At 74.5% G+C, this 14,033-nt stretch carries 10 protein-coding genes and 1 riboswitch; of the genes, 6 read left to right on the top strand and 4 right to left on the bottom strand.

Features of this window, described 5'->3' with window-relative positions; genetic code table 11:
• Nucleotides 1–477 precede the first annotated feature (477 nt).
• Nucleotides 478–4,050 (bottom strand): cobaltochelatase subunit CobN, encoded by a 3,573-nt coding sequence (cobN, locus tag ACYQ77_RS43060; RefSeq protein WP_459723155.1) that lies wholly within the window; start codon nucleotides 4,048–4,050, stop codon nucleotides 478–480.
• A gap of 96 nt (nucleotides 4,051–4,146) precedes the next feature.
• On the opposite strand from cobN, the gene ACYQ77_RS43065 reads away from it, so the two are divergent.
• The 3 genes from ACYQ77_RS43065 to ACYQ77_RS43075 are packed head-to-tail and all read left to right on the top strand — an operon-like array spanning nucleotide 4,147 to nucleotide 7,342.
• Nucleotides 4,147–5,217 (top strand): precorrin-3B synthase, encoded by a 1,071-nt coding sequence (locus ACYQ77_RS43065; protein WP_459723156.1) that lies wholly within the window; start codon nucleotides 4,147–4,149, stop codon nucleotides 5,215–5,217.
• Nucleotides 5,214–5,834 carry a precorrin-8X methylmutase gene (locus ACYQ77_RS43070; RefSeq protein WP_459723157.1) on the top strand — a complete coding sequence of 207 codons (621 nt, stop codon included), beginning with the start codon at nucleotides 5,214–5,216 and terminating at the stop codon, nucleotides 5,832–5,834. The genes ACYQ77_RS43065 and ACYQ77_RS43070 overlap by 4 nt, the downstream gene beginning before the upstream one ends.
• Before the next feature lie 5 nt (nucleotides 5,835–5,839).
• On the top strand, nucleotides 5,840–7,342 hold the full coding sequence (locus ACYQ77_RS43075) for a precorrin-2 C(20)-methyltransferase (protein WP_459723159.1): 1,503 nt from the start codon (nucleotides 5,840–5,842) through the stop codon (nucleotides 7,340–7,342).
• Here ACYQ77_RS43075 and ACYQ77_RS43080 read toward each other — a convergent pair.
• Entirely contained in the window at nucleotides 7,314–8,054 is a 741-nt protein-coding gene (locus ACYQ77_RS43080; protein WP_459723160.1) for a cobalt-precorrin-6A reductase, read from the bottom strand. The two genes, ACYQ77_RS43075 and ACYQ77_RS43080, sit on opposite strands and share 29 nt — an antisense overlap.
• Before the next feature lie 260 nt (nucleotides 8,055–8,314).
• On the opposite strand from ACYQ77_RS43080, the gene ACYQ77_RS43085 reads away from it, so the two are divergent.
• Nucleotides 8,315–9,385: a cobalt-precorrin-5B (C(1))-methyltransferase gene (locus ACYQ77_RS43085; RefSeq protein ID WP_459723161.1), complete on the top strand. Its 1,071-nt coding sequence runs from the start codon at nucleotides 8,315–8,317 to the stop codon at nucleotides 9,383–9,385.
• Here ACYQ77_RS43085 and cobM read toward each other — a convergent pair.
• Both cobM and cbiE read right to left on the bottom strand, forming a co-directional pair.
• Nucleotides 9,309–10,070, bottom strand: coding sequence for a precorrin-4 C(11)-methyltransferase (gene cobM / locus ACYQ77_RS43090; RefSeq protein WP_459723163.1), 762 nt, complete (start codon nucleotides 10,068–10,070; stop codon nucleotides 9,309–9,311). The genes ACYQ77_RS43085 and cobM overlap by 77 nt on opposite strands.
• The gene (gene cbiE / locus ACYQ77_RS43095; RefSeq protein WP_459723164.1) at nucleotides 10,067–11,275 is read right to left on the bottom strand and encodes a precorrin-6y C5,15-methyltransferase (decarboxylating) subunit CbiE; all 1,209 of its coding nucleotides are present in this window, start codon (nucleotides 11,273–11,275) and stop codon (nucleotides 10,067–10,069) included. Before cbiE ends, cobM begins: the two co-directional genes overlap by 4 nt.
• Nucleotides 11,276–11,306: 31 nt before the next feature.
• Nucleotides 11,307–11,436, top strand: a riboswitch (cobalamin riboswitch).
• Between the two features lie 29 nt (nucleotides 11,437–11,465).
• On the opposite strand from cbiE, the gene ACYQ77_RS43100 reads away from it, so the two are divergent.
• Nucleotides 11,466–13,415 carry a putative cobaltochelatase gene (locus ACYQ77_RS43100; protein WP_459723166.1) on the top strand — a complete coding sequence of 650 codons (1,950 nt, stop codon included), beginning with the start codon at nucleotides 11,466–11,468 and terminating at the stop codon, nucleotides 13,413–13,415.
• Nucleotides 13,415–14,029: a cob(I)yrinic acid a,c-diamide adenosyltransferase gene (cobO, locus tag ACYQ77_RS43105; protein WP_459723167.1), complete on the top strand. Its 615-nt coding sequence runs from the start codon at nucleotides 13,415–13,417 to the stop codon at nucleotides 14,027–14,029. Before ACYQ77_RS43100 ends, cobO begins: the two co-directional genes overlap by 1 nt.
• The last annotated feature ends 4 nt before the right edge of the window (nucleotides 14,030–14,033 follow it).

Genomic DNA, 14,033 nt, shown 5'->3' on the forward strand with positions numbered 1-14,033 from the left:
AACCTGCTCAAACAACACCGCGCCATGGCCACCCGCTACGACAAACTCGCCGTCCGCTACCAAGCCACCACCACCATCGCCGCCATCAACATCTGGCTACGCCACATCTGAAACACGGCCTAGCTCACCCATGCTGCCGAGCGAAGGAAACCCCAGCTCCACCGATGAACACGCCCCATCAGCCATCGGAGCGGCCCGCTGCGCGGACCGGGCGCGCGGCGCCCGACAGGCAACCCTCCTCCCCGTGGGAACATCACCACCGACTCCACCGAGCTGCGGACGCCACGATGGCTGAGCCGTTCCGGCGTCCGTGGGCCCCTCACCACGCCGCCCCCGAGACCACCGATGACCACGCGCCAGCCATCAGAGCCGCCCGCTGCGCGGGCCGGGCGCGCAGCGCCCGGCAACACCAACCCGGCGCGAACACAGGCACCGAGCTGACCTGCACAACCGCGACCACGAGGCCGCGCCAACCGGTCAGCTGCCCGACTCGAGGTCGCCCTCCGTCTTCAGGTACAGCGCTTGCACGGCCCGCAGGGTCTCCTCGTCCGGCGCTGCCCACAGCTCGCGCTCCGCGGCCTCGAGCAGTCGCTCCGCGATGCCGTGCATGGCCCACGGGTTCGACTCGGCGAGGAACTTCTGGTTCTCCTCGTCGAGCAGGTACGTCTGCGCGAGCTGCTCGTACATCCAGTCCGCCACCACCCCGGCGGTGGCGTCGTAGCCGAACAGGTAGTCGACCGTCGCGGCCAGTTCGAACGCGCCCTTGTAGCCGTGTTCGCGCATCGCGGCGAGCCAGCGCGGGTTGACCACGCGGGACCGGAACACCCGCGCCGTCTCCTCGGTCAGCGACCGGGTGCGAACCGACTCCGGCCGGGTGCTGTCGCCGATGTACGCCGCCGGGGCGCGGCCGGTCAGCGCGCGGACGGTGGCGATCATGCCGCCGTGGTACTGGAAGTAGTCGTCCGAGTCGGCGATGTCGTGTTCGCGGGTGTCGGTGTTCTTCGCCGCCACCGCGATCCGGCGGTACGCGGCCTCCATGTCCTCCCGCGCCGGGGCGCCGTCGAGCGAACGGCCGTACGCGAAGCCGCCCCACACGGCGTACACCTCGGCGAGGTCCTTGTCGTCGCGCCAGTTGTGGCTGTCGATCAACGGCAGCAGGCCCGCCCCGTACGAGCCCGGCTTCGAACCGAAAACCCTTGTGGTGGCACGGCGTTCGTCCCCGTGGGTGTCCATGTCGGACCGGACGTGGGCGCGGACGTAGTTGTCCTCGTCGGGCTCGGCCAGCGCGGCGACCATGCGCACGGCGTCGTCGATGAGGTAGACCACGTGCGGGAACGCGTCGCGGAAGAAGCCGGAGATCCGCACGGTCACGTCGATCCGGGGCCGGCCGAGCTCATGCAGCGGCACGACCTCCAGGCCGCTCACCCGCCGGGACGCCTCGTCCCACCGGGGCCGGACCCCCAGCAGCGCGAACACCTCCGCGATGTCGTCGCCCGCGGTGCGCATGGCCGACGTGCCCCAGATGGACAGCCCGACCGACCGCGGCCACTCGCCGGTGTCCGTGCGGTAGCGCGCCAGCAGCGACTCCGCCATCGCCTGGCCGGTCTCCCACGCGAGCCTGCTGGGGATCGCCTTCGGGTCGACGGAGTAGAAGTTGCGGCCCGTCGGCAGCACGTTCACCAGGCCCCGCAACGGGGAACCGCTCGGTCCCGCGGGCACGTAGCCGCCGTCGAGCGCGTGCAGCACGTGGTCGATCTCGTCGGTCGTGCGACCGAGCCGGGGCACGATCTCGGTGGCGGCGAACGTGAGCACGTCGGCGACCGCGGGTTCGACGCGGCCCAGCACCTGCTCGCACACCTCGGGAACCGCGTCCGGTGACCACCCGCGTTCCTCCATGGTGGACACCAGCGACATCGACACCGCTTCGACCGCGTCCACATCGGACCGTGTGGCGGACCCGTCCTCCGCCAGCCCCAGCGCCTCCCGCAGGCCGGGCAGCGCGTTCGCCGTGCCACCCCACACCTGCCGGGCCCGCAGCATCGACGAGACCAGGTTCACCCGCGCCGCACCGGCCGGTGCGGCGCCGAGCACGTGCAGGCCGTCGCGGATCTGGGCGTCCTTCACCTCGCACAGCCAGCCGTCGATGTGCAGCAGGAAGTCGTCGAACTCCGCGTCGTGCGGGCGATCGGTGACACCGAGGTCGTGGTCGAGCTTCGCGGCCTGGATGAGCGTCCAGATCTGCGCGCGGATCGCGGGCAGCTTCGCCGGGTCCATGGCGGCGATCGACGCGTACTCGTCGAGCAGCTGCTCCAGCCGGGCCAGGTCGCCGTAGCTCTCGGCGCGGGCCATCGGCGGCACCAGGTGGTCGACGAGCACGGCGTGTGCGCGGCGCTTGGCCTGCGTGCCCTCGCCGGGGTCGTTGACGAGGAACGGGTAGATCAGCGGCAGGTCACCGAGCGCGGCGTCGGTCGCGCACGACGCGGACATGCCGAGGTTCTTGCCGGGCAACCACTCCAGGTTACCGTGCTTGCCGAGGTGCACCATCGCGTGCGCGCCGAACGTGTCGCGGATCCACCGGTACGCGGCCAGGTAGTGGTGGCTCGGCGGCAGGTCCGGGTCGTGGTAGATGGCGACCGGGTGCTCGCCGAACCCACGCGGCGGCTGGACGATCAGCACGACGTTGCCCGCGGGCAGCGCGGCGAGCACGATGTCGTCACCGTCCACGAACAACTCGCCGGGCGGCGGCCCCCAGTGCCGCTCGATCGACGCGCGCAGGTCTTCGGGCAGCGTGTCGTACCACGCGCGGTACTCGGCTGCCTTGATGCGGACGGGGTTCCGCGCGAGCTGCTCCTCGGTGAGCCAGTCCGGGTCCTGCCCGCCCGCCTCGATCAGCGCGTGGATCAACGCGTCGCCGTCGCCGTTCGCCATGCCGGGGAGGTCGCCGACGTCGTACCCGTTGTCCCGCAGGGCGTTCAGCAGCGCCAGCGCGCTGGCCGGCGTGTCGAGGCCGACCGCGTTGCCGATCCGCGCGTGCTTGGTCGGGTACGCCGACAGCACCAGCGCGATCTTCCGCTCGGCGGGCGGGGTGTGCCGCAGGACGGCGTGCCGCACGGCGATCCCGGCGACGCGGGCCGCGCGTTCGGCGTCCGGCACGTACACCGACAGCCCGTCGGCGTCGAGTTCCTTGAAGGAGAACGGGACCGCGATGAGGCGGCCGTCGAACTCCGGCACCGCCACCTGCGTCGCGGTGTCCACAGGCGACAGACCGTCGTCGCTGTCCGCCCACGCGGCGCGGCTGGAGGTGAGGCACAGGCCCTGGATGACCGGCACGTCGAGGGCCGCGAGCGCGCCGACGTCCCACGCGTCGTCCGCGCCGCCCGCGCCGACGGCGGCCGGGGTGGTGCCGCCGGCCGCGAGCACGGTCACGACGAGCGCGTCCGCGGTGCCCAGCAACGCGATCAGGTCGTCGGGTGCGGTGCGCAGCGAGGCGCAGAACACCGGCAGCGCCTGCCCGCCCGCGTCCTCGATCGCGTCGGACAGGGTCTCGACGAACGCGGTGTTGCCCGCCATGTGGTGCGCGCGGTAGTACAGCACCGCGACGGTCGGGCCCTCGGCGCGCCGCGGTGTGCGCGCCAGCCGCCCCCACACCGGTGTCGGCGCGGGCGGCGCGAAGCCGTGCCCGGTCAGCAGGACCGTGTCGGACAGGAAGTGCGCCAGCTCACGGAGGTTGTCGCGACCGCCGTGCGCGAGGTAGGCGTGCGCCTCGGCCACCACCCCGCCCGGCACGGTGGACAGCTCCATCAGTTCCGCGTCCGGCGCCTGCTCACCACCGAGCACGACGACCGGCCGCGGTCCGGCGAGCAGCGCGTCGAGGCCGTCCTCCCACGCGCGGCGCCCGCCCAGCAACCGCACGACCACCAGATCGACGCCCTCGACGAGGGCAGGCAGGTCGGCCGCGGTGAGCCGCGCCGGGTTGCCGAGCCGGTAGCCCGCGCCACTCGCGCGTGCGGAGAGGAGGTCGGTGTCGGAGGTGGAGAGCAACAGGATCACGGGATCCGACCTTATAGTCGGTCCGTGCCACCACGGAACCGTCAGACGGATGCCTGTCCCGGCGTGCTCGCCGTACACCGAGCGGCGGATGGCGGTGTGGCGCGGATTCGTGTACCGGGCGGGCAGCTGTCCTCGGCCGCGTTCCGCGTGATCGCCGAGGGCGCGGCCGAACTCGGCGACGGCACCGTCGAGCTGACCTCGCGCGCCAACCTCCAGGTGCGCGGGCTCGCCGACGGCGCGGAGACCGAACTCGCCGCCCGGCTGTTCGCCGCCGGGCTCCTGCCGTCCGCCACGCACGACAAGGTGCGCAACATCCTCGCGTCCCCCCTCACCGGCCGCGACCGGCGCGGACTGGCCGACGTGCGGCCGTTCGTGTCCGAACTGGACGCCGCGCTGCGGGCGAACGCCCGGCTGGCGGCGCTTCCCGGCCGGTTCCTGTTCGCGCTGGACGACGGCCGGGGGGACGTGGCGTGGCTCGGTGCGGACGTGGCCGCGCTCGCGACCACACCGGACACCGCCGCGATCCTGTTGGGTGGCACCGACAGCGGTCTGCGCGTGCCGCTGGCCGACGTGATCCTTCTCATGCTCGCGTGCGCGGAGGCGTTCCTGACCGAGCGTGCCGACGAGTGGCGACTCGCCGAGCTGGACGAGCGCGCCCGTCGGCGTGTCGCGGCCCGGCTCGGCGCGTCGGTCGCCGAACCCGTTCCCCCGCAACCGGTTCAGCCCGGGCCGCTCGGGCAGGTCACCGGCACCGCACTGGTCGCGGGCGCCCCGCTCGGCTGGCTGGACCGCGTGCAGGCCGCCGCGCTCGCGGACACCGGCGCGCCGCTGGTGGTGACGCCGTGGCGCGCGATCGTGGTCGCCGACCTGGCCGATACCGCGGCTGTGTCAGATGATCGCTACGCAAGCTCCGCGAACGTGGCGCAGCGGCTACGGTCTGCCGGGCTGCTGCTCGACCCGGACACGCCGAGGGTCACCGCGTGCGTGGGACGGCCGGGCTGCGCGAAGGCGCTGTCCGACGTGCGTGCCGACGCGCGCCCGGTGCCCGGGGCCGACGTGCCGGTGCACTGGTCGGGGTGCGCGCGCCGGTGCGGGCGGCCGCGTGGTGAGGTGGTGGACGTGGTGGCGAACGGGGCCGGGTACGTGACGACACGAGGTGATCGATGACCGACTACGTCCGCGACGGCGCCGAGATCTACCGGCGCTCGTTCGCGACCATCCGCGCGGAGGCGGACCTGGCCGCGTTCCCGCCGGACGTCGAACGGGTGGTCGTCCGCATGATCCACTCGTGCGGCATGGTCGACCTGACCGCCGACGTCGCGTACTCCCCCGGCGTCGTCGCCGCGGCCCGCGCCGCGCTGCTGGCGGGCGCACCGGTCCTGTGCGACGCGCACATGGTCGCGTCCGGCATCACCCGCGGCAGGCTGCCCGCGGCCAACGAGATCGTCTGCACGCTGTCCGACCCGCGCGTCCCGGAACTGGCGGCGTCGCTGGGCACCACGCGCAGCGCCGCCGCGCTCGACCTGTGGGGCGACCGGCTCGACGGGGCGGTCGTGGCGATCGGCAACGCCCCGACCGCGTTGTTCCGGCTGCTCGAGCTCCTCGACGCGGGCGCACCCCGGCCCGCGGCCGTGCTGGGGCTGCCGGTCGGGTTCGTCGGCGCGGCGGAGTCCAAAGTGGCCCTGGCGGAGTCCGGGGTGCCGCACCTGGTGGTGCACGGCAGGCGCGGCGGCAGCGCGATGGCCGTGGCCGCCGTCAACGCGATCGCGAGTGAGCGGGAGTGAAGTCGATGACGGGCACCCTCTACGGCGTCGGCCTCGGGCCCGGCGACCCGGAACTGATCACGCTCAAGGCGGCGCGGCTGATCGCGGCCGCGGACGTGATCGCCTACCACAGCGCGCGGCACGGCCGGAGCATCGCCCGCGGCGTCGCCGCGGCGCACCTGCGTGGCGACCAGATCGAGGAGCAGCTGGTCTACCCGCTGACCGTGGAGACGACCGACCACCCCGGCGGCTACCGCGGCGCGATCGAGGACTTCTACACCGAGAGCGCCGCCAAGCTCGCCACGCACCTCGACGCCGGGCGCGACGTGGTGCTGCTGTGCGAGGGCGACCCGCTGTTCTACGGGTCCTACATGCACATGCACACCCGGCTCGCCGGCCGCTACCCGACCGAGGTGGTGCCGGGCGTGACCTCGGTGAGCGGCGCCGCGGCGGTCACCAGGCGGCCGCTGGTCGAGGGCGAGGAGGTGCTGACCGTGCTGCCCGGCACGCTCTCGCCCGAGGCGCTGGCGGAGCGGCTCGCGGGGCCGGGGCCCGCGGCGGTGCTGAAGCTGGGCCGCAACTTCGAGAAGGTGCGCAAGGCGCTCACGGACGCGGGCAGGCTCGACGAGGCCGTGTACGTGGAGCGGGCGACGTGGGCGGCGCAGCGGGTGGCGCCGCTGTCCGAAGTGGACCCGGACACGGTGCCGTACTTCGCGCTGGCGCTGCTGCCGAGCGGGCTGGCCGTCGACCCGGCGCCCGCGCCGGTGCGGCCAGGCGGGCCGGGTGAGGTGGCGGTGGTGGGACTCGGCCCGGCGGGCAGGCCCTGGCTGACACCGGAGGCGCAGGAGGCGCTCGCGTGGGCGGACGACCTGGTCGGGTACGGCCCGTACCTGGACCGGGTGCCGCCGAACCCGCGGCAGCGCAGGCACGCGTCGGGCAACACGGTGGAGGCCGAACGGGCGGCGCTCGCGCTGGAACTGGCCCGCGGCGGGTCGCGGGTGGTCGTGGTGTCGTCCGGTGACCCGGGGGTGTTCGCGATGGCCAGCGCCGTGCTGGAGGTGGCGGACGACCCGAGGTGGGCGGACGTGCCGGTGCGCGTGGTGCCGGGGTTGACGGCGGCGCAGGCGGTGGCGAGCCGGGCCGGTGCGCCGCTGGGGCACGACTTCTGCACGATCTCACTGTCGGACCGGCTCAAGCCGTGGGACGTGATCGCGGCCAGGCTGGCGGCGGCCGCGGCGGCGGACTTCGTGATCGCGATCTACAACCCGGCGTCCCGCACGCGCAGGGAACAGCTGGTGGCGGCGCGGGACCTGCTGCTCGAGCACCGCGGCGGCGACACCCCGGTGATCGTCGGCCGCGACGTGGGCGGCCCGGCGGAGACCATCGAGATCGTGCGCCTCGCCGCCCTCGACCCATCCACTGTGGACATGCGCTGCCTGCTCATCGTGGGGTCGTCGCAGACCCGTCTCACCGAGCTGCCCGACGGCACGCGACGGGTGTTCACGCCCCGGCACTACCCAGCCAGCTGAGCACCTCGTCGACGGTCGCCACGACGGGCACGTCCGGCAGGGCGGGCCTGCGCACGACCACGACCGGGACGCCCAGCTCGCGGGCCACGGTGAGCTTGGCCGCGGTGTGGTCGCCGCCGGAGTCCTTGGTGACGAGCAGGTCGATGTCGTGGCCGGTCATCAGCGCGCGCTCGCCGTCCACTGTGTACGGTCCGCGGGCGAGGACCAGCACCTTGCGTGCGGGGAGCGGCAGGCCGGGCGGGTCGACGCAACGGATGAGGAACCACCGGTCGGACCGGGCGAACGCGGCGAGGCCCTGGCGGCCGGTGGTGAGGAAGACCCGCGTGCCGAGGCCGGGCAGCATGGCGGCGGCCTCGGGGAGGGAGTCGGCCCAGTGCCAGTCGTCCCCCGGCTGTGGTGTCCAGCCGGGGCGGCGCAGGAGCACGTGCGGGATCCCGGCATAACGGGCGGCTTTGGCGGCGGCGGCACTGATCCGCTCGGCGAACGGGTGGGTGGCGTCGACCAGGTGGGTGACCTGTTCCGCGGCCAGCCAGTCGGCGAGTCCCTGCGGACCGCCGAACCCACCGACGCGAACCTCCCCGGCGGGCAACCGGGGGCGCTCGACCCGCCCGGCGAGGGTGGAGATCACGCGGTGGCCGCGCCGCCCGGCCAGCTCGGCGGCGAGGTCGCGAGCCTCCGAGGTGCCGCCGAGGATGGCAACGCAACGGTTCACCGGCCGGCCCCCGCCCCGCTGAGCCGGACGAAGGCTCCCTTCATCACACCCGGCGGCCCGTCTCCCGTCGGCGTGTCCCGCAGCGGCCGGAATTGTCGGTGCCCGCCGGTAGCATGAAAACCGGGGGTCCCCCTGGCCGATTGAATGGACCGTTCAATCGGCTGCGTCTGGCAGGCCGGGTGTCCTGACAGGCGCGTCGAGGACACCGCAGCCGGGTGGGTGGGGCGGCAGGCGGGCCGAGGGGGTGGCAGGCTGGGCCCGTGAGCACTCCCCTGCGCCGTGGCTGGACCACCGGCGCCTGCGCGACAGCGGCCGCGAAGGCCGCGTGTGCCGCGCTGCTCACCGGTGAGTTCCCCGACCCCGTCCGGATCGTGCTCCCCAAGGGCCACACGCCCTCCTTCGCGCTCTCGCAGACCGACCTCACCGCCGACGCCGCCATGGCCGCCGTGGTCAAGGACGCCGGGGACGATCCCGACGTCACGCACGGCGCCACCATCCGCGTGACCGTCCGGCACGGGCCGCCGGGCAGCGGCGTGACCTTCCGCGCCGGTCCCGGCGTCGGCACGGTCACCAAACCCGGCCTGCCGCTCCCCGTCGGCGAGCCCGCCATCAACCCCGTGCCGCGGCAGCTGATCCGGGCGGCGATCGCCGAGGTGGGCGGCACCGACGTGGTCGTCGAGGTGTCCGTCGACGACGGGGCGGAGCTGGCGCGGCACACCTGGAACCCGCGCCTCGGCATCCTCGGCGGACTGTCCATTTTGGGCACGACCGGGGTGGTGATCCCGTACTCGTGCTCCGCGTGGATCGACAGCATCCGCCGCGGGGTCGACGTCGCCCGCGCGGCCGGGCACCGGCACGTCGCCGCGTGCACCGGCAGCACGTCGGAGAAGGCCGTCGCGGAGCTGTACGGGCTGCCCGAGGACGCCCTGCTCGACATGGGCGACTTCGCGGGCGCCGCCCTGAAGTACCTCCGGCGCCACCCCGTCGACCAGCTCACCATCGCGGGCGGGTTCGCGAAGCTGTCCAAGCTCGCCGACGGGCACCTCGACCTCCACTCGGGACGGTCGCAGGTCAACCTCGACCGCCTCGCCGAACGCGCGGGCCTGCCTCATCTGGCCACCGCCAACACCGCGATGGAGGCGCTGCAGCTCGCGCGGGCCGCCGGGGTGCCGCTCGCCGACCGGGTCGCCGAGGCCGCCCGCCACGAGGCCGGGAAGGTCCTCGCGGGGGCGCCTGTCGAGGTCGAGGTGCTGGTCATCGACCGGTCTGGGCGCCTGGCCGGACGCGCGCCGTCGAGTAGAGGTGCGAGTCCGGGAAGCCCTCCGCCGTGAGCACCTCGCCCACGATGATCACCGCGGTCCGCCGCACGCCCGCCTCGTGGACCTGCGCCGCGATGGTCGCGAGCGTGCCGCGCAGCACCACCTCCTCCGGCCGCGACGCGTACGCCACCACGGCGACCGGGCAGTCCGGCCCGTAGTTCGGCAGCAGCTCCTCGACGACCTGGTCGATCCGCTGCACGGCCAGGTGCAGCACCATCGTCGACCGCGACCGGCCCAGCGACGCGAGGTCCTCCCCGGGCGGCATCGCGGTGGCACGCGCCGAGATCCGCGTCAGCACCACCGTCTGGCCCACCCCGGGCACGGTCAGCTCCCGGCCGAGCGTCGCCGCCGCGGCCGCGAACGCGGGCACGCCGGGCACGATCTCGTACGGCACACCCTCGGCGTCCAGCCTGCGTGCCTGCTCGGCGACCGCGCTGAACACCGACGGGTCGCCGGAGTGCAGCCGCACCACGTCGTTGCCGCGCCGGTGTTCCGCCACCAGCTCCGCGACGATCCGGTCCAGCGTCAGGTCCGCGGTGTCCACGAGCCGCGCGCCGGGCGGGCAGTCGGCCAGCACCGACGGCGGCACGAGGCTGCCCGCGTACAGGCACACCGGCGTCGTCGCGATCAGCCGCTGCGCCCGCACCGTGATCAGGTCCGCCGCGCCCGGTCCCGCCCCGACGAAGTGCACCGTCATGTGCCCGTCCCCTCTCTCGTCACCTGCCACTGCGTCACCGGCATCATGGGCTTCCAGCCGGTGAACCCGCCCACCAGTGCGGCGCGGCTCACCTCGATCCGGGTCAGCGTGCCACCGACCGCGGCCCGCCACCGCGTCAGCACAGCCTCCGACTCGAGCGTCACCGCGTTCGCCACGAGCCTGCCGCCCGTGCGCAGCGCCGCCCAGCACGCCTCGACCACGCCGTCGCCGGTCAGCCCGCCGCCGACGAACACCGCGTCCGGCCGCGGCAGGTCCGCGAGCGCGGCCGGTGCCCGGCCCTCGACGACGCGCAGGCCCGGCACGCCGAGCAGGCCCGCGTTGCGGCGGATCCCGTCGGCGCGGTCCGCCCGTGACTCCACGGCCACCGCCGCGCAGGACGGGTGCGTGCGCATCCACTCGATCGCGACGCTGCCCGCGCCCGCGCCCACGTCCCACAGCACCTCGCCGGGCAGCGGCGCGAGCGCGGCGAGGGTGATCGCCCGGACCTCGCGCTTGGTGAGCTGCCCGTCGTGGTCGTACGCGTCGTCGGGCAGGCCGGGCGTGCGGCCGAGCGGGACGACACCGGGGGTGGCGCGGCAGTCGAGCGCGATCACGTTCAGCGGGCCCGCGGTCGCCGACCAGGTCGCGGCGGTGCCGTCCTGCCTGCGTTCGCCGGGGCCGCCGAGATCGTCGAGCACGGTCATCGCGGTCGGCCCGAACCCGCGGTCGGTCAGCAGCGCGGCCACCTGTCCCGGCGTGTCCGCACCGGCCGACAGCACGAGCACCCGCCGGTGCGGCACCACGAGCAACGACGTCACCGGCCGCCCGACGAGGCTCACGACGTCGACGTCCTCGACCGGCCAGCCCAGCCGCGCGCACGCGAGCGACACCGACGACGGGTGCGGCACCACCCGCACCCGGTCCGCGCCGAGCAGCCGCACCAGCGTGCCGCCGATGCCGTGGCACATCGGGTCCCCGCTCGCCAGCACGCACACGCGCCGCCCGGCGTGCTCGGCGAGCATTGGTTCGACGGCGGGCAGCAGCGGCGACGGCCACGTGACACGCGTCGCACCGCCGTCCGGCAGCAGCGCGAGCTGGCGCGCGCTGCCGATGACGACCTCGGCTCCGGCCACGGCGTTCCTGGCCTGCTCGGCGAGCCCGGCCCAGCCGTCCGCACCGATGCCGACCACGGTGATGGGTTCCACGACCGGGCACCGTAATCGACTTTCGGCGCGGTGTCTGACACGATGCGAGGGAACCAACAGCGAGGTGTGCGAGGAAACCAGCGCGAATCTGGTGCGGTCCCGCCACTGTGAGCCGGAGAAAACCGGTGAGCCAGACACTCGGCCCCCGCTGCAGACCGATCTCGGGCGCGGACCCGGGGAAGGATCGCGCATGACCGCGGGCTACCCGTTCTCGGCCGTCGTCGGCCACGACGACCTGCGCCTCGCCCTCCTGCTCAACGCCGTCCACCCCGCCATCGGCGGGGTTCTCGTGCGTGGTGAGAAGGGCACCGCGAAGTCGACCGTCGTGCGTGGACTCGCCGCGTTGCTGCCCGCCGTCACGGTGGTCGACGGCTGCCGGTTCAGCTGCGATCCCGCCGCCCCCGACCCCGCCTGCCCGGACGCACCGCACGACGGTGCCGCCACGACGAGGCCCGCGCGGCTCGTCGAGCTGCCGGTGGGCGCCACCGAGGACCGGCTCGTCGGGTCGCTCGACCTGGAACGCGCGCTGACCGCCGGGGTGCGCGCCTACCAGCCCGGTCTGCTCAGCGCGGCGCACCGCGGCGTGCTGTACGTCGACGAGGTCAACCTGCTGCACGACCACCTGGTGGACCTGCTCCTCGACGCTGCGGCGATGGGCCGGGCGCACGTCGAACGCGACGGGGTGTCGGTGTCGCACGCGGCGTCGTTCCTGTTGGTGGGCACCATGAATCCCGAGGAGGGCGAGCTGCGGCCGCAGCTGCTCGACCGGTTCGGCCTCACCGTCGAGGTGGCGGCGGCGCGGGACGTGGAGGTGCGCACCGAGGTCGTCCGGCGGCGGCTCGCGTTCGAGGCCGACCCGGCCGGTTTCGCCGCGCGGTGGGCGCCCGAGGACACCGCGCTGGCACAGCGGATCGCCACCGCGCGCGCGGCACTGCCGTCGGTGCGGCTGCCGGACGCCGAGGTCCGCCGGATCGCCGCGCTGTGCGCGTCGTTCGACGTGGACGGCATGCGTGCCGATCTCGTGGTGGCCCGCACGTCGGTCGCGCACGCGGCGTGGCGCGGCGCCGAGGAGGTCACGGCGGCCGACGTCGAGGCCGCCGCGCGGCTGGCGCTGCCGCACCGCAGGCGCCGCGACCCGTTCGACGAGCCGGGCATCGACGAGGAGCAGCTCCAGCAAGCCTTGCGCGACGCCGATCCCGGTCCGCCGCCACCGGACGACGACCCCGGCGGTGGCCCCGGTTCCGGCGGCGCGCCCCTCAAGTCCGACGTGGACACCGCGGACGGTCCGCCCGCCGGGAACGGCGGTGCCGCGCCACAACCGGCAGGGGTGCCGGATCCGGCGTTCCGTGCGCGGCTCCTGTCCGTCGACGGCGTCGGCGAGGGCGCGCCGGGCCGGCGGTCCCGCGCCCGCTCGGGGTTCGGCCGCACGCTCCGCGCCGCGCAGGGCCGGGGTCATGGCCTGCACCTCGCAGGCACGCTCGCCGCCGCCGCGCCGCACCAGCTCGCGCGCGGCAGGAGCGGGCCGGGCATCGTGCTGCGGCGCGACGACGTGCGCCGTGACGTGCGGGAAGGCAAGGAGAGCAACCTCGTGCTGTTCGCCGTGGACGCGTCCGGGTCGATGGCGGCGCGAAAGCGGATGTCGGCGGTCACGGGCGCGGTGCTCTCGCTGCTGCTCGACGCCTACCAGCGCCGCGACAAGGTCGGTCTCGTCACCTTCCGCGGCGACTCGGCGGACCTCGTGCTGCCGCCGACGTCGTCGGTCGAGGCGGCCGTGGCACGACTGCGCCGCCTGTCCACCGGCGGCCGCACGCCGCTCGCGACCGGGTTGCTCCGCGCACACCGGACCCTGGCCACGGAACGGTTGCGGGATCCGCGACGACGGCCGCTGCTCGTGGTCGTCACCGACGGCCGGGCCACCGTGCCGCTGCGTGCCGACCCGGTGGCGGACGCCCTGCGCGCCGCCGGTTTGCTGGCGGCGGACGGGGTCGCGAGCGTGGTCGTCGACTGCGAACGCGGCCCGGTGCGGCTCGGCATCCCCGCGCGGCTCGCGGTGGCGTTGCGGGGCACGCACGTGCGGCTCGACGAGCTGTCCGCCGGCCACGTCACCGGCGTGGTGCGTGCCGCGCGGAGCGCTGCCTGATGCCGCGGGGGAAACCGGAGGCGGTCCCCGACGACGGGCTCACCACGCGTCAGCGCCGCAACCGCCCCCTGCTGATCGTCCACACCGGACCGATGAAGGGCAAGTCGACGGCCGCGTTCGGGCTCGCGTTGCGGGCGTGGAACCAGGGCTGGCCGATCGGCGTGTTCCAGTTCGTCAAGTCCGCCAAGTGGAAGGTCGGCGAGGAGACCGCGCTCCTCGCGCTCGCCGAGACGCACGCACGGACCGGGCAGGGCGGGCCCGTCGAGTGGCACAAGATGGGCGCGGGCTGGTCGTGGTCCCGCAAGCAGGGCACCGAGGTCGACCACGCCGAGGCGGCGCGCGAGGGCTGGCGGGAGATCACCCGCCGTCTGCGCGAGGAACGTCACACCCTGTACGTGCTCGACGAGTTCACCTATCCCATGACGTGGGGCTGGGTCGACGTGGGCGAGGTCGTCGAGGTGCTGGCGAACCGGCCGGGGCACCAGCACGTGGTGATCACCGGCCGGGACGCGGCGCCGGAACTGGTCGCGGCCGCCGACCTCGTCGTCGAGATGACGAAGGTCAAGCACCCCATGGACACCGGCGCGAAGGGGCAGAAGGGGATCGAGTGGTGACAGC

The sequence above is a fragment of the Actinophytocola sp. KF-1 genome, assembly GCF_054661535.1.